This is a genomic window from Enterococcus sp. DIV1368b, assembly GCF_050529595.1.
Taxonomy (GTDB): domain Bacteria; phylum Bacillota; class Bacilli; order Lactobacillales; family Enterococcaceae; genus Enterococcus_B; species Enterococcus_B mundtii.
In genome coordinates, this window is sequence record NZ_CP172883.1 from 736,064 (window position 1) to 752,500 (window position 16,437).

16 protein-coding genes, 1 rRNA gene and 1 other RNA gene (1 of these 18 running past the window's edge) are annotated in these 16,437 nt (G+C 37.6%); 13 read left to right on the forward strand and 5 right to left on the reverse strand.

Annotation, left to right across the window (positions count from 1 at the left end):
* Window positions 1-105: 105 nt before the first annotated feature.
* The gene (locus IGJ19_RS03435; RefSeq protein WP_071866609.1) at window positions 106-1,581 is read right to left on the reverse strand and encodes a helix-turn-helix domain-containing protein; all 1,476 of its coding nucleotides are present in this window, start codon (window positions 1,579-1,581) and stop codon (window positions 106-108) included.
* 468 nt (window positions 1,582-2,049) lie between these two features.
* On the opposite strand from IGJ19_RS03435, the gene IGJ19_RS03440 reads away from it, so the two are divergent.
* Window positions 2,050-2,595, forward strand: coding sequence for a hypothetical protein (locus IGJ19_RS03440; protein ID WP_019723190.1), 546 nt, complete (start codon window positions 2,050-2,052; stop codon window positions 2,593-2,595).
* A gap of 267 nt (window positions 2,596-2,862) precedes the next feature.
* Complete coding sequence (locus tag IGJ19_RS03445) at window positions 2,863-3,198, forward strand: hypothetical protein (RefSeq protein WP_019723191.1); 336 nt, start codon at window positions 2,863-2,865, stop codon at window positions 3,196-3,198.
* Between the two features lie 71 nt (window positions 3,199-3,269).
* On the opposite strand, the gene IGJ19_RS03450 is transcribed toward IGJ19_RS03445, so the two are convergent.
* Window positions 3,270-4,121, reverse strand: coding sequence for a helix-turn-helix domain-containing protein (locus IGJ19_RS03450; protein ID WP_071868060.1), 852 nt, complete (start codon window positions 4,119-4,121; stop codon window positions 3,270-3,272).
* Window positions 4,122-4,252: 131 nt separating this feature from the next.
* Here IGJ19_RS03450 and tadA point away from each other — a divergent pair, with 131 nt between their 5' ends.
* From tadA to IGJ19_RS03480, 6 genes are all read left to right on the forward strand, one after another.
* On the forward strand, window positions 4,253-4,747 hold the full coding sequence (gene tadA, locus IGJ19_RS03455) for a tRNA adenosine(34) deaminase TadA (protein ID WP_071868059.1): 495 nt from the start codon (window positions 4,253-4,255) through the stop codon (window positions 4,745-4,747).
* 40 nt (window positions 4,748-4,787) lie between these two features.
* Window positions 4,788-4,872, forward strand: an RNA gene (gene ffs / locus IGJ19_RS03460) — signal recognition particle sRNA small type.
* Window positions 4,873-5,029: 157 nt separating this feature from the next.
* On the forward strand, window positions 5,030-6,436 hold the full coding sequence (locus IGJ19_RS03465; protein WP_071868061.1) for a bifunctional metallophosphatase/5'-nucleotidase: 1,407 nt from the start codon (window positions 5,030-5,032) through the stop codon (window positions 6,434-6,436).
* 11 nt (window positions 6,437-6,447) lie between these two features.
* Window positions 6,448-7,131 carry a YutD family protein gene (locus IGJ19_RS03470; RefSeq protein WP_430604418.1) on the forward strand — a complete coding sequence of 228 codons (684 nt, stop codon included), beginning with the start codon at window positions 6,448-6,450 and terminating at the stop codon, window positions 7,129-7,131.
* A 4-nt stretch (window positions 7,132-7,135) separates the two neighbouring features.
* On the forward strand, window positions 7,136-7,900 hold the full coding sequence (locus IGJ19_RS03475) for a TIGR01457 family HAD-type hydrolase (protein WP_071868057.1): 765 nt from the start codon (window positions 7,136-7,138) through the stop codon (window positions 7,898-7,900).
* A gap of 4 nt (window positions 7,901-7,904) precedes the next feature.
* A complete protein-coding gene (locus IGJ19_RS03480; RefSeq protein WP_430604419.1) occupies window positions 7,905-8,552 on the forward strand; it encodes a TIGR01906 family membrane protein in 648 nt (215 codons plus the stop codon).
* A 106-nt stretch (window positions 8,553-8,658) separates the two neighbouring features.
* Here the strand turns inward: IGJ19_RS03480 and IGJ19_RS03485 are convergent, their stop codons facing one another.
* The gene (locus tag IGJ19_RS03485) at window positions 8,659-9,168 is read right to left on the reverse strand and encodes a phosphatidylglycerophosphatase A family protein (RefSeq protein WP_010736099.1); all 510 of its coding nucleotides are present in this window, start codon (window positions 9,166-9,168) and stop codon (window positions 8,659-8,661) included.
* 92 nt (window positions 9,169-9,260) lie between these two features.
* Entirely contained in the window at window positions 9,261-10,259 is a 999-nt protein-coding gene (locus tag IGJ19_RS03490) for an NAD(P)/FAD-dependent oxidoreductase (RefSeq protein WP_086334396.1), read from the reverse strand.
* Window positions 10,260-10,448: 189 nt separating this feature from the next.
* Between IGJ19_RS03490 and IGJ19_RS03495 the strand changes: the two genes are divergently transcribed.
* A complete protein-coding gene (locus IGJ19_RS03495) occupies window positions 10,449-11,561 on the forward strand; it encodes an SLC13 family permease (RefSeq protein ID WP_074802031.1) in 1,113 nt (370 codons plus the stop codon).
* A gap of 50 nt (window positions 11,562-11,611) precedes the next feature.
* A complete protein-coding gene (locus IGJ19_RS03500; RefSeq protein WP_034690848.1) occupies window positions 11,612-12,196 on the forward strand; it encodes a peptidylprolyl isomerase in 585 nt (194 codons plus the stop codon).
* 144 nt (window positions 12,197-12,340) lie between these two features.
* Here the strand turns inward: IGJ19_RS03500 and IGJ19_RS03505 are convergent, their stop codons facing one another.
* Window positions 12,341-13,507 carry a MalY/PatB family protein gene (locus IGJ19_RS03505; RefSeq protein ID WP_074802033.1) on the reverse strand — a complete coding sequence of 389 codons (1,167 nt, stop codon included), beginning with the start codon at window positions 13,505-13,507 and terminating at the stop codon, window positions 12,341-12,343.
* 90 nt (window positions 13,508-13,597) lie between these two features.
* Here IGJ19_RS03505 and IGJ19_RS03510 point away from each other — a divergent pair, with 90 nt between their 5' ends.
* From IGJ19_RS03510 to IGJ19_RS03520, 3 genes are all read left to right on the forward strand, one after another.
* Complete coding sequence (locus IGJ19_RS03510; protein WP_071868052.1) at window positions 13,598-13,978, forward strand: CvfD/Ygs/GSP13 family RNA-binding post-transcriptional regulator; 381 nt, start codon at window positions 13,598-13,600, stop codon at window positions 13,976-13,978.
* Between the two features lie 71 nt (window positions 13,979-14,049).
* The gene (locus IGJ19_RS03515; protein ID WP_019724011.1) at window positions 14,050-14,412 is read left to right on the forward strand and encodes a hypothetical protein; all 363 of its coding nucleotides are present in this window, start codon (window positions 14,050-14,052) and stop codon (window positions 14,410-14,412) included.
* Window positions 14,413-15,272: 860 nt separating this feature from the next.
* Window positions 15,273-16,437 (forward strand): 16S ribosomal RNA (locus tag IGJ19_RS03520); it runs 396 nt beyond the window's last position.

Here is a 16,437-nt window from a genome sequence, read left to right on the forward strand (position 1 = left end):
GGACAGTCGATTGGACTGATCCACTCACTTTTTATTTTGGAAAAATTAGTATTAATTTAAAAGTTCAGACGGAGACACGCTTGCTTCTCCTATCTTTTCTTTAAATCAAATCATTTTATTGACATAGAGTTGTTGAATTTTTGTGACTAAATCTACCCACAAATCTTTTTCTTTACTAGGATCAAGGTAAAAAATTTTACTCGTTTGATGAAATTTATCAAACCAATCGGTGACGATCAAATCTGCTTGTTCTGGATTTTCTGTCAAGCGAATCATTTTTTCGTCAAATACTTGTCGTAATCGATTTTGGATATGATAATTCCCTGTCAGCGTTTTATTCATTTGTACATAGATCAATAATTTTTCATTTGTTTCCGACTGCAAGAGGTTATAGATCAAGCTACTCAAATAATAAATAATCAACGTTTTTTTTGGATGGTCATGAAAAACTTCAGAGATAATTTGTTGTATTTGTTGTATTTGTTCATTCGATTCATCAATCTCAAGTGCTGGTTTAGGAAAATGCAACGAGTAGAAAAAAGGAGTTGTATTTCCCAATATCAAAATAGAAATTAAAGAAAGCATAAGATAGTAATTGTAGAAAAACCTTTTTTCAGATGATGCAATCACTGGAAAGGTTTGAGCTAGCTCTTTTGTTAGTGAGGTGATTTTCATACATAGATGATTACGTTTATTCGTCAAAGTATAACCAATCAAACTCTTCTGCTGGCTTGAAATGAGATTAGGAAAAAAGCAATAAATCAAAAAATTAAAATGCAATAGTTCATCAATGGCGATTTCATGTGGTAAAAGATGAAACAAATGATGTTTAAAACTACCGGAGACATCTTGTACCTGTTGTAGCAATTCTAAAATAGCATAGACCTCACTAGATTCAGAGGTGATCAATGATGATTGTTGTGTACGAAGCGTAAAGATAGCAATCAGCAAATACAGGTTTTCTTGATATTTCAATGAATGCTTTGAAACGAGCAATTTTTTGGATAATCGCCGCTCTCTTTTTAGTTGGCTCAATTTGAATTTGTCAAAAGGCCATTCCAACCCTTGAAAAGCATCAGATAGGATAAAAAACAAATAGAGTCGGATAAATAATTCGTTTCCTTTGAACAAATAACAGCCCTGAGATGAAACAATCTCGATTTCAAAATCTTGAAGTGTTTCATTCAATTGGTGTGTTAATTTTTCTAAGTAAGAGTGGGATATGTATAATTGCTCCAATAAATATTTTTTCGGAACATACGCTTTGGGATAATTGACCATAAGCAATAAGTAGTTGAAACGATTGGATTCTCTTAAATAAAAAAGTTTGAGCTTGTGATAAATCATCATTTTTATTTCTTGGTATTCATCAGATATAGTTATTTCTCCTTTGTGTGTAGAGAAAATAAAAGTAGAAATGCTCAATTGCTGTTCAATCGTAGTATTCAACTTTCGAATCAATTCTTTGATTGTCCGTTTAGGTATAGTCAGTTCATCCGCAAGTTCTTTTAACGTACATTGACTTTTTTGAGCGATCGTGTAGAGGACTAATAACTCTTTCTTTTTTGCATCGATTAACATGATGGACTCCTTTCTGACAATTAGTGTACTAGTGGTGACATAAAATGTGAGTGGAAAGTGTTTTCAATGTATGATATTCTCACATAGTAATAGAATTTGATTATATAACTTGTTATTTTAAGAAATGATAATCAGTTATCTATTCTATTGTTTATTTCTTTGCTTATTTTGTCAAGTTGGAATCATTTAAATAATCTTGGATAAGGGAATACAATGTTATTTAATTGAGGATATCGTTATTTTTTAAATCTTATTTTTGGCGAAGCATTAGATAAATCAAGCTTCTATTACAAAGAGACATATTTTAACCCCCGAAATATGTTATTATCGTTTTTTTTTATCAAAACTTGTTTCTTCATGGTTTACATAAGTTTTTCCTACTAGCGAATGCGCTGGATCGTCATGGGAAATTAAAAAAAGAATCATTGCCGGATATGAATAAGATAATCGGAAAGGATGGATGGTTTCGTGGGAAGAGTGACGAATTTTAGTAAAGAATATTTACTATTTAAGAGTATGGTATATGCTGAAGAAAATGGGTTATCGACAATCACAGCGAGAAGTTTAGCTTCTTTTTGTGGCTGTTCTACTTACCCGATCTATGCACATTTTAAATCAATCCGTATACTAAAAGAAAAAATTATCGAAGAGATCACGATATGTTTTGATCGATATTTAGCTGAATACGTTATTGACGATTTTTTCAGTGTCGTTCATTTATTGAAGGAGTTTTTCTCGATTCATGAGAGTATTAGAGGAGTAGTTATCAAATCCGAATTAGACATGGCCTCGTTGTTCAAACGAACGTTCTCAGAATTTGTCAGAGAACATACGGGAATCAAAGAAGCGTATTTATTAGAACTTCTTTGGCTGAACGCATTAGGAAGTTTAAATTCAGATAAATCATCAAAGGAATTTTTTGAGACAATGACATTGATTTGGAATAAGTTAGCAGAATTAGAAGATGATTTGCCTGAAATGCTAACAAATATCCAATACGTTCCGGTTAATTGACCTTACATTTCTTTGGATGGATGATTTACTTTAGTTGTTCGTATGAAGCATCTCCAAAAAGGAGGTGCTTTTTTTAACGCATCAAACTAAGGTTGCTTGAAACCGAAAATGCCAAATGAGGCGTCTTACAAAAGCAAATAATAAAACAAGACAGTAGTTGCTTTTTGTAAATTTTTTTGCTATTCATCGGGCAGGGCTCATAGCAATTAGTTCGCTTATCTATTTGACTGTGATATGATTGTAGTAGATAAAAAGGAGCTGATAATTATGAAAACATCAACAAAAGTAACGATTGGATTAAGTGTCGCAGCAGCAGCAAGTGTGGCAACAGCTGTAGTTGTTTCTGGCAAAGTGATCGAAAAAATCCATCATCTAAGTAACCGAACAAAAGTAAAAAAATTCGTGTATGACAAATTTGATGGGAATGAAAAGTTATTAGATGTCGTCGACCATTTATCAGATAGCGATTTAGATTCATTGATGGGCATGCTAGCAAAGATTAAATCTGGCAAAAAGAAAATTTCTGTCTACGGTGACTCTATCAAAGACTCGACAGAAGATGCGAAAGGTCGTCTGATGTCACTTGTTGAGAAAATGATCTAAAAACGATTCTCTTTGGATTGATCGAAAAAAGGAACAAGCAAGGCGATGTTTATTGCTGCTTGTTCCTTTTTTTATATGTGTAACAAAAGGAGGTAACAAAAGAGTAAGTCATCTGCTTTTTTTAAATTGAAGCCTGTTTGTTCGTCAAACTTTTCGATCCGATATTGGAGAGTGTTTCGATGCATGAAGAGTTGCTTAGCCGCTGAACTGATATTCCCAAAATTCTTCCACAGTTCGATAATGATGTCTTCCATTTTAAAACTACGGATTATTTCTTGATATTCATTTGTTAGCTGACTGGATGTAACTAATTCTTTTGTATAATAATATAAGGCAATTTCTTGTATGGAAGTCGTTTGGTCGGCTACTTGTATTTGTGTTCGTTTATTCAGGAAAATTTTTCGTTCTTCATTGAACATAGCGGTTAGATTTTGTCCAGCTGAATGGAATGAACCGACAAAGGCTTGTGTCGTCATATCAAAATCGACATCAAGAGATAAAAAGATACCTTTAAGATCTGCCGTATTCAAATAATTGGCATGCTTTCTTTCGATGATCAACGCATCTGTCTCTGTGTAAAGAAAAAAATCAAGAGCTTCGGGAAATAATCCAGAAATTGTTTCTCGCCATTCTTTTTGTAAGAAATCGGATCTCTTTTCAAAATGTAACTGAATGATTCGGCAGCTTTCTTCACATACATATCCCTTTTCCTCAAATAAATATTGATACCAAGGATGTCTGTCTAAGGTGTTTGTTTTCTGAAATAACGCTTTCAAAAGTTTCTCTTCTTGAACGGACAAGGAACTTTTATCGATCCACAAGAAGTAATCTTCTACGACTAGTGAAAGAATTCGATCATCAGAAGAAGGAGTATTCTTTTTTTGTGCATTTGGGTATAATCCTAGTAACTTTTCTGTGTTCATTTACTTCACCTCATTCACTAGTTTACCATAGGACACGGCGATAAGGAAAAACTCTTTGTACTTCACCAAAAAGCCAGTTATACTATGTTTGATAGAGAAGATAAGTAAATCTAAAAAAGGTAGGAGTACAAGTGGAAGAAACAGAACAACAGCGAACAAAAGAAGAATGGATGCGTGTGGCTATTGAAGAAGCCAAAAAAGCAGAAGCGTTAGCAGAAGTACCAATCGGCGCCATCGTGGTTCACCAAGGACAGATTATTGGGCGTGGACACAATTTGAGAGAAACAACACAAAATGCAACAACACATGCTGAGATGATTGCGATCCAAGAAGCATGTAAGGCAATCGGAAGTTGGCGTTTAGAGGAAACACAATTATATGTCACGTTAGAACCGTGCCCAATGTGTAGCGGTGCCATGATTCTTTCTCGCGTAAAAGAAGTTTACTTTGGTGCCTATGATCCAAAAGGAGGAACCGCAGGGACATTGATGAATTTACTTGAGGATGAACGTTTCAACCATCAAGCCGATGTGGAAGGCGGGATATTAGAAGAAGAATGTGGTGAACTTTTATCTGTGTTTTTTAGAAATTTGCGAGCAAAGAAAAAGAAATTAAAAAAGGACTAGCCAAGGATAATAAAATGCGGTATACTATTCCTTGCCGAAAGGCTAGGACAATGGTGGGCTTGTGAAGCGTGTCAGATCCGGAAGGAAGCAGCACTAAGCAGGTGCCGCCATGTGTCTGATTGATTGGATTTATTAAGCCTAAAGGGCTTTTTTTATTAGAGGCAAGTTTAAGGTATTTAGATTTTGTAAAAAAGTCTAAGTACCTTTTTTTTGTGCAAAACTTTCCATGTGAACAAAGGGGAACCCTATGGTATGATGAAAAAAAGTGAGGTGGAACAAACAGTGGAAGAAATCGTTCTTTTACACACGAATGACTTACATTCTCATCTTGAAAACTGGCCACGGATCAGAAGATTCCTTGAGCAAAAAAAGCGTGAAAATGAGAAAAAAAATAATACGACAACTCTCACGGTTGATCTTGGGGATTTCGTTGATCGTTGGCATCCTTTGTCAGAAGCAACGAATGGTCATGCCAATGTTGAACTAATGAATCAAATCGGCTATGATGCAGCAACTATAGGGAATAATGAAGGTGTAGGTAATTCCAAGAATGAGTTGAATCATTTATATGATCACGCGAATTTTGATGTGCTACTGAGCAACTTATTCGATAAAAATACTTTGCAACCACCAGTGTGGACAAAGCCATATAAAATCATCGAAACAAAGCAACGAACAAAAGTCGGTCTAATTGCTTTTACTGCGCCATTTCCTTTGACATATAATCCAAATGGTTGGGATATCCGCCAACCTTATGACCTTTTGCCCGAACTAGTGGAACAATTGCGTCCCCAGGTAGACGTCCTTATTTTAATGAGTCATCTAGGGATCCAAGATGATTTACAGATTGCAAAAGAAATCCCTGCAATCGATGTGATTTTAGGTTCACATACCCATCATCTTTTTATTGATGGGAAAGTCGTAAATGAGGTACAATTAGCCGCTGCCGGAAAATTTGGGCAATATGTAGGGGAAGTACATCTTTCATTGGAAAATAAAAAAATCGTCGGACACTACGCCAAAGCGATTCCGACAGATACCATGACTGCATTCGTAGAGGATGAGAAAGAAATCGCCGGTTATCTTGAACAAGGACATCGTCTTTTAGCTCAAAAGAAAGTGGCAGATCTACCATTTGACTTATCACTTGATTTATTTGATGAACATTCCTTTATCCAAATCGCTTTAGAAGCGGTAAAAGAAAGAGGGAACACAGAAGCATCATTTCTAAATAGTGGGCTTTTTTTGAATAGCGTACCTAAAGGGCTGGTAGATCAAGATCAACTCCATAGCGCATTACCTCATCCGATGCATTTGATCAACGTTACACTGAAAGGCTCGGATATGATTCGCTTAGTGTTGGAAATCGAAAAAAGTCGACTCTTCTTACGGAATTTTCCTATCAAAGGAATGGGATTTCGTGGTCAGATATTTGGTGAGATTTTCTATAATGGGATCACATATGATGCGGTCAACCGAGAAGTTCTGTGGCAAAAACAACCAATCGAAGAGAAAAAGAATTATACCGTTACTACGGTGGACCATCTGATGTTTGTTCCTTTTTTTCCAACCATCGAAATTGTCGGACAGGTCGATTTTTTATTTCCCGAATTTATTCGCACAGTAGTGGGAGACTACTTAAATGCTCACTACCCAACCAATGAAAAAGAAGGTATAATAGAAAAATAGGTGGTGAAAGCATGTCGACGAAACAAAATAAACAACACAACAGTGACAAAAAAGAGAGTCAAGAAACGGTCGATCGCTCACAAGAACAAACGGTGACCGAAGAAGTGACGGCAGTTTTAGAAGAAATAATCGAGGAAACGAAGCCAGAGAAAGTCAAGGGAGAAATCGTCACATTGACAGATGAAACGAATCTTTTGATTGGTGATAGACCTTATCGTATCGTAACGGATTACCGGGAAGGTTTCAATGCTGAGAAGCTTGGTGAGAGATATAGCGAAGTGCTTACCAGATACGATTACATCGTAGGTGACTGGGGTTACGAACAGCTACGTTTGAAAGGCTTTTTTGATGCCACGAATCGACGTGCTCACCCAGATCAGCGAATTGATGCATTAGAAGATTATTTATACGAATATTGTAATTTTGGTTGCGCATATTTTGTCATTGAACGTATTGGTGGAAAAAAAGAAAAAAACACCCAACGACGCAAAAAGAAAAAAAATCCGAATCGCAACAATCAAGCGCATATCGATGAAAAAAAAGCGCCCGTTGAATCAGTACGCAAACAACCTGTGATCAAAAATCGTAAACCAGCAACTACTAAGGCAACAACAAAGGGAACTGAAAAATCGTCAGAACGCCCAACAAAATCAACTTCTAAAAAGAATTTTACTATTAGACAAAGGGAAGAATGATCCTATGAATTATAAAGGCTATTTGATCGATTTAGACGGAACGATCTATCGTGGAACGGAGCCGATACCGGCAGGAAAACGATTCGTCGAACAGTTACAGGAAAATGGGACGCCCTTTTTATTTGTAACCAACAATACGACAAAAACACCGGGAACAGTGGCACAACGTTTAGCCACTGAGTTTGATATCCATGTCTCACCAGAAACGATCTATACAGCATCTCTAGCGACAATTGATTTCATGAAATCAGACGCTAAAGGAAATAAAGTGTATGTGATCGGTGAAGCTGGCTTGACAGATTTGATCTTAGAGGCAGGGTTTGTATGGGAAGAAGAACACCCTGATTACGTCGTAGTAGGTCTAGACAATCACTTGACTTACGAAAAAGTGGTGACCGCAACCTTAGCGATCCAAAAAGGGGCAACGTTTATCGGTACGAATCCTGATAAAAATATCCCTACAGAAAGAGGATTATTACCTGGAGCTGGCTCGGTTGTTTCTTTTGTAGAGACAGCGACACAAACCACACCGGTCTATATTGGTAAGCCAGAAGCTATCATTATGGATAAAGCAGTGGAACTTTTAGGATTGAACAAAGAAGAAGTCATCATGGTAGGGGACAATTATGAAACTGACATCCAAGCAGGGATTCGTAATGGCATTGACACCTTGCTAGTATTGTCAGGTTTTACGAAAGAAGAAGACATCCCACAACTACCAACACCAGCAACCTTCGTCTTGCAATCGTTAGATGAATGGAGTTTCTAAAACAATGAAAAATAAACGATGGCAATGGGTGGAGTATGCGGGGATGGTTAGTTTGTTCCTGACGTTGCTCACTTTAGCAATTGCAATAACGATCAATTTTCGTCCACTTTATGTATTTGATATCGGACATCTAGGTATCTTGGATTACACCACCGTGGATCAACCAACATTACTCCAAAATTATGATCAATTGATGAGGTATCTGAATAATCCTTTTGAGCAAGTGTTGGCACTTCCTGACTTTCCAATGTCAGCGAGTGGCTTACATCATTTTTATGAAGTAAAGTTATTATTCATGCTTAATTATGGGGTGTTGCTACTAACATTGATCCCAAGCGGTTTGTTCCTTCGTCAATTGAAAAGAGACCAACGTTTGTGGCGGCTGATCCGTCCTTTTCAAATCGGCATGGTCCTACCATTTGTTTTTGGCTTTTTCATGTTGATTGGTTTTGATCGTTTTTTTATTCTTTTTCACGAAACATTTTTCAATAATGATGACTGGTTGTTTGATCCTCAGACTGATCCAATCATCAATGTGTTACCTGAGCAATACTTTATGCATTGTTTCATTCTGTTTTTTGTGCTTATCGAATTATTTTTCGCTTTGATGGTTCTTGTTGGCAAAATAGAATTGAAAAAGGGGAACAATTAAACAATCACTTTCGGGTAGCGCGTTGATTGCTTTTTCGGATATAGCAAAAAATCATCCATAAAAATCCTTTTGCGATTTTTATGGATGATTTTTTATTTTTATTTGATTATTGTGTCAAACGGCTCCGTTTTTCCGGTTCTTGGTGGGCTAAACGGCTTGCGGCAGAAGCGGCAATTGCTCCCACGATATCATCTAAAAATGTATGGACATTTTTGCCATCGTGACTATTTAACTTTTTCAAGATCCCAGGTTTTACTTTATCAATATAGCCATAATTGGTAAAGCCAATCGTTCCATAAACGTTGACGATCGACAAGGCTAAAATTTCATCTATTCCGTATAATCCTTCATCATCTTCAATGATATGCTGAAGAGGGCTCATCAATTGTTTTTGTTCTGCCAAGATATCTAATTGGATGCCAGTAATGATCGCGTTATGGACTTCACGCTTTGTCAAGACTGCGTTAATACTTTCCGCACAATCCTCCAAGCTTAAATCTGAGATATAGTCTTTTTGTAAAAACATGACTAATTCAGCGATATCCTCGATTGTTACCCCACGTTCTTTTAGGAGATCTCGCGCTTTTTCTTCTAAGGTTTCTGTTTTTATGACCATTTTTGATTCCTCCGTCTCTTCTTTCTATCTATAATGGTAACGTAGTACGTACAAAAAGCAAGAATCATTTCTTCTATAAAAAAGCAGCTGAGTTATTTTGGTCCAAATGTTTTATCATAAAGACTTGTACTATGACCAGGCTGCGTACGTTCTTTTGGATTGATGAAATGTAACGCGTTATTGACAGCAGTCGGTGCCTCTCCAAATCCCGTGGCAATCAATTTCACTTTTCCTTCATAGCTACAAATGTCGCCAGCAGCATAAACACCAGGAATTGAAGTTGACATATCGGAGTGGACGGTGATCGCATTTCTGGAACTTTCAAGTCCCCAAGAAGACAAATGCTCTAAGTTAGAAGTGAACCCATAATTGACGATCAATGAATCAACCATGAGATCAATCGTTTCCTCCGTCTTAGCTTTTTTTAGACGAATGTCTGACAACTCTCCATTTGAACCAGATAAACGCTCAATCAAATAAGGCGTTAATACATTTACAGAGGATTGATTCAACTGATTGACGCTATGTTCATGAGCCCTAAATGCGTCTCGACGATGAATCAAATAAACTTCGCTCGCAATAGGTTCAAGCATCAGTGCCCAGTCGATTGCTGAATCCCCACCGCCAGCAATGGCAACTTTCTTTCCTGCATATTTCATCAAGTCGTTCACGAAATAATCTAACCCGTGGTTTTCGTATAGGTCAGCATGTTCTAAATTCAGCTTTCTTGGTTGGAAAGAACCACTTCCTAGCGTCAGAATCACAGCTTTTGAATAATGGATACCTTTCGTAGTAGTGATCTCGATGATCTCGTCTTCTCTGGAAAGTGAGAGAACTTCTTCATTTAAATGAAATGTATGATTAAAAGTGGTCAATTGTTTCTTTAAATTATTAACAAGATCAACCGCTTTGATTGCTGGATAACCAGGAATGTCATAAATATATTTTTCAGGGTATAAGGTAGTTAACTGTCCGCCAAGTTGAGGCAAACTATCAATAATATTGGTTTTCGCTTGGCGCATACCAGCATAAAAAGCTGCAAACATGCCAACCGGCCCTGCACCAATAATTGTAATATCGTAAATTTCCATTTGAAATTCCTCCCTTGGTGACACTATAACAGAATTTAATTGAGAATTCTTCTCAAATAGTTTAATGATGGAACGAGCAGTTACTAAAATATAAGGAGTGATCTAACATATAGTTTATTTACTTTCAATATTAACTAAAAAGAGTTATTTTACTAGTACGAAGTGTTTGAATCTAAGAGGTAGAATTTTATGATTAAAAGAATAACAAGCAATGCAAAAGAAGACGGAGTATTGACGCTGTCTTTTCTATTAGCAATAGGTACCATGTTCATCATCCCGCCAAACTTCAATTATTTTTCTTATATCGATTTTCACACATTGATTCTTCTTTTTTGTTTGATGCTGATTGTAGAAGGGATACGGCAACAACAGTTTTTCGATTATCTAGGCAATTATTTGATCACCCAGACAAAAAATACGAGAGGGATCATTTTGATTTTAGTGTTTCTCACGTTTATCAGTAGTATGCTGATTACGAATGATGTGGCACTGATCATCTTTGTACCATTTGGTCTATTGATAGTAGAAAGGATCGGCATGCGAACATTGATTCCTTTAGTCGTAACTCTAATGACGATTGCGGGTAATCTAGGAAGTATGTTCACTCCGATCGGTAATCCACAAAATCTTTATTTATTCGCACAGTCACAATTAAAACTGCTCGAATTTTTACAGTTGATGCTTCCATATACACTAGCTGCTGCCATATTATTGGTGATGTTGATCTATGGAAGAATCAAAAATAATACCATCGATCTGGCGAAGACAGAAGAGATAATGTTAAAGCGAACACAACTCATTTTTTATTTTGGTCTATTTTTAACATGCCTTCTAGCTGTAAGTGGTATCATCCCTCATTATGTCGTATTGGTCTTAGTGAGTGTCAGTATCCTAGGCAATAATCGTCGCCTCTTTAAACAAATCGATTACTCCTTATTATTTACGTTTGTTTTTCTTTTTATATTTATCGGGAATATCAAACAAGTAGATGTTGTCCAAGCCTTTTTTGAAAAAAGTGTGGCGCATCATGAAGTTAGTGCAAGCATTTTTGCAAGTCAATTGATTAGTAATGTTCCTGCGGCGCTCCTATTATCAAGTTATACAGAAAATATCAAGGGTTTGATCATTGGGACGAACTTGGGAGGATTAGGGACATTGATTGCTTCAATGGCAAGTTTGATCTCTTACAAATTAGTCATCAAGCAATATCCGGAATGGAGAAAAAAGTATTTATTCGTCTTTGCATTCTACAACATCGTTTTTTTGATTTTCTTGTGGCTCATCTTTACCGTATATCAATAGAATATGTTATGATTACACAAGAAGACAGAATTTTTTAGGAGGAAGAAAAAATGGCATTTCCACAACTTGATCTTATGAATGAAAAGGGGCCTAAAGCTCTTATAAAAACGAACCGCGGAGATATTACAGTAAAACTATTTCCTGAGTTAGCACCTAAAACAGTCCAAAACTTTGTTGAATTAGCAAAAAAAGGGTACTATGATGGTGTGATTTTTCATCGTGTGATCCCTGATTTCATGATTCAAGGAGGCGACCCAACCGGTACAGGCATGGGAGGCGAAAGCATTTACGGAGAAAGTTTTGAAGATGAGTTCAGCCGCGAATTGTTCAATCTACGTGGCGCACTATCAATGGCTAACTCTGGTCCAAATACAAATGGCAGCCAGTTCTTTATCGTCAACAACACAAATGTGCCAGAAAACATGCTTAGTCAGTTAGAAGGAGCAGGATTCCCTAACGAAATCATTGAAGCGTATAAAAATGGTGGAACACCATGGCTTGATTTCCGTCATACAGTGTTTGGCCATGTACTTGAAGGAATGGATACAGTCGATGATATCGCAAATGCGCAACGTGGACCACAAGATCGTCCAGTACATGATGTAGTGATCGAAACGATTGAGATTTCTGAATAAAGTAAAATTTTAAACATACTAAGCTCTTAAAGAGCACCGAACAGCAAAAGCAGAAAATACTTTTGCTGTTCGGTGCTTTTTTTGTTTGGATGGTAACAAAGTAGGAAAGACTAACATTTTTTGTCCAATGACTTTTTCCATTTTCTAACTGAAAGCACGTTGGATACGTAAAAGTCCTTCTTTTAATACTGATCTTGGACAAGCGACATTCAAACGCATATGGCAATGACCGCTTGGTCCAAAACTGATCCCAGGATTTAAGACGACTTTGCCTTTTTCAATCAGCTTCTTTTCAAGTAGCAGGTCATCGTCCATATAGGCAGAAAAATCAAGCCATATAAGGTACGTTCCTTCTGGCTTCATCACTTTGACATCAGGGAGATGCTTAGTAAAGAAGGTAATGACTTCTTGGACATTTTCTTCCAGATAAACTAATAACTCATTTAACCATTCCTCACCAGTTTCGTAAGCAGCTTGAGTGCCTAGCAGTCCGAAAGTATTGATTCCTTGATGTTGATTTTTTTCTAATTGTTTCGTAAAGCGACTTTTTAAATCATGATCTTTAATGAAGACCATTGAATTTTTTATTGCAGCTAGATTAAATGTCTTAGTTGCTGAAGTGAATGTGATCAATAATCGAGAAAGGGCAGGATCAATTGTTTGCATCGAGGTGAAGTCATGTCCGGAAAAGACGATATCTTGATGGATCTCATCACTAAATAAGAAGACGTCGTATGTTAAGCAGAGTTCACTTAACTGTTTGAGCTCTTCTTTGGTCCAAACACGACCACCTGGATTATGCGGATTACATAGAATCATTGCTTTTATCTTGTTTGAGACGATTTTTTCTTCCATATCTTGAAGGTCCATTTCAAAATGATCGGCTGTTTTATTTAAAGGACTGCGAATCAATTGACGCTCATTACTTTCAACAATTGCACCAAATGGCGGATAAACTGGATCATGAATCAACACTGCATCACCTGGAGCTGTAAATGCTTGAATCGCCAATGAGAGACTAGCTAAGACCCCACTAGTGAAAAGGATGTGGTCTTTAGTTAGGGTCACATGATGGCGCCTTTCTTCCCAGTCGATCACTGATCGGTAGAGACTGTCCGGTACGGTTGAATAACCAAAAATGCCTTTTTGCAGATAGTTTTGAAAAGCTGTTGTTACTCCATGAGGTGCAGGAAAATCCATATCCGCTACCCATAAAGGTAAAAGATCATTCCTACGATAAGTTTGTGAGATGGCATCCCATTTTACGCTATCTGTGTTTAGTCTTGAAACTATTTCATCAAATTGTTCCATCTATAAGACCTCCATATCTACATGCAAGAACAGAACTTCTTTTTTTTTAATATTTACAGTATAATGATAAATGCGAAGAGAGGGAAGTATATGACTTATAAAATAGGCGAAATAATCAAAGGGAAAATTACTGGAATACAACCATATGGAGCGTTCGTTTCATTAGATGAAGAGACACAAGGGTTGATCCACGTATCAGAAGTGCAATCTGGTTATACGAAAAGTATTCATACATTATTGAAGGTGGGGCAACCGGTGACTGTACAAATCATTGATATTGATGAGTATTCGAATAAAATCAGTCTGTCGTTACGTACCTTAGAAAAGAAAGTACCATCGATCCCATACCGAAGAAAACGATACTTCACTAATAAAAATAAAAAAATCGGGTTTGCAACGATTGAAAAACAGTTACCTATATGGATCAAGGAAGCATTGATCCAATTAGATAAAAAAGAATCAAGGAAATAAAAGTGTATTTTTTCTGAAAATATGCTAAAATTCTCTTGTAAGCCATAAACAAGTTGATCGAGGTGGAAATTTTGGCAAACAAAAGAGTCGCTGGTACAATTATGTTGCATTTGGAGGATGGATCTAAAAAATTTTTAGTTCATTCAAGAGAGAATAAATTAGAGTTCGCATGCGCAGACCACTCAAATGATAAGACTGGTTTAGCAAATATACTTAGTTTCTTAAAAGAAATCGTTCATATTGATGTGAGTAAAATCAACTTGATGGAGTTGACGAACACCCATATCAATCAAGAAAATGTTCCACTTTTTGTTTTTGAAACGGAACAAAAAAATCAACAAGAACAGTTAGGCGAAGGTTATCATTGGGAAGATCCAGGACAAATGCGTACGGTACTAGGGATTTATGAAGTAGATGGTGTACCAATTTTTTAAATTGATTCAAGTACCTCTACCAAAGAGAAATGGATGCCGTTCGTAGGTGTATCGTTGACTGCTTGAGAATCGACGAATAAAATAGGAGATCATTTTTTGGAGCCAAGCAAAACTTTCAGAGAAGTTTGAATATCTTTCAAACTTCTTTTTTTGTCTATTTAAAAGGAAAGTAGAAGAGAATGTTCAGGATTCAATTGATTTTTAACTTATTTTATAAAATAAACAATTAAATGCATGGATAATCCGAATGATCGTAAAATAATTGGAAACCTTGTCTTTTTTCTACTTAAAAATAAGTATTGACGCTAGGTGGTTAGCATGGTAAATTAGACAACGTTGATTCGAAAATAAGTTCTTTTGAAAATATTCAGAAAAACATCGAAAAAACTATTGACCACTAGATAAAACCATGTTAATATAACGGAGTTGAATTATTTCCTCGCCTTATTAAATGCTTATACGTAAGAATTTAAAGCGAAATAAAGTGTTGACAAATAACAAACAACGAGTTATGATAAGTGAGTTGCTAAAACGACCTCGTGAAAAACGAGTTCGAAAAACTTTTAAAAAATAGTTGACAATCATTTGAGAGTTTGCTAAGATATAAAAGTTGCTACGGCAATCACAAACGATAAGTTGAGACAGTTGTGTTTCATTTATCACGTAGACCTTTGAAAACTGAACAAAGTAAGACAAACCAAATGTGTAGGGCGTCTTGATTCAATTCAAGACAACAAACATTTTTAACAAGCAAGCAATATGCTAGCAAACAATTGAGCTTAACAAATGAACTATTATGATGTTCGAAAGTAAATTTCGAACTACAGTTCCACATCAGCTTTCGCTGTGAGGAACTAGCATATTATGAGAGTTTGATCCTGGCTCAGGACGAACGCTGGCGGCGTGCCTAATACATGCAAGTCGAACGCTTCTTTTCCCACCGGAGCTTGCTCCACCGGGAAAAGAGGAGTGGCGAACGGGTGAGTAACACGTGGGTAACCTGCCCATCAGAAGGGGATAACACTTGGAAACAGGTGCTAATACCGTATAACAATCGAAACCGCATGGTTTCGTTTTGAAAGGCGCTTTACGGTGCCGCTGATGGATGGACCCGCGGTGCATTAGCTAGTTGGTGAGGTAACGGCTCACCAAGGCCACGATGCATAGCCGACCTGAGAGGGTGATCGGCCACATTGGGACTGAGACACGGCCCAAACTCCTACGGGAGGCAGCAGTAGGGAATCTTCGGCAATGGACGAAAGTCTGACCGAGCAACGCCGCGTGAGTGAAGAAGGTTTTCGGATCGTAAAACTCTGTTGTTAGAGAAGAACAAGGGTGAGAGTAACTGTTCACCCCTTGACGGTATCTAACCAGAAAGCCACGGCTAACTACGTGCCAGCAGCCGCGGTAATACGTAGGTGGCAAGCGTTGTCCGGATTTATTGGGCGTAAAGCGAGCGCAGGCGGTTTCTTAAGTCTGATGTGAAAGCCCCCGGCTCAACCGGGGAGGGTCATTGGAAACTGGGAGACTTGAGTGCAGAAGAGGAGAGTGGAATTCCATGTGTAGCGGTGAAATGCGTAGATATATGGAGGAACACCAGTGGCGAAGGCGGCTCTCTGGTCTGTAACTGACGCTGAGGCTCGAAAGCGTGGGGAGCAAACAGGATTAGATACCCTGGTAGTCCACGCCGTAAACGATGAGTGCTAAGTGTTGGAGGGTTTCCGCCCTTCAGTGCTGCAGCTAACGCATTAAGCACTCCGCCTGGGGAGTACGACCGCAAGGTTGAAACTCAAAGGAATTGACGGGGGCCCGCACAAGCGGTGGAGCATGTGGTTTAATTCGAAGCAACGCGAAGAACCTTACCAGGTCTTGACATCCTTTGACCACTCTAGAGATAGAGCTTCCCCTTCGGGGGCAAAGTGACAGGTGGTGCATGGTTGTCGTCAGCTCGTGTCGTGAGATGTTGGGTTAAGTCCCGCAACGAGCGCAACCCTTATTGTTAGTTGCCATCATTTAGTTGGGCAC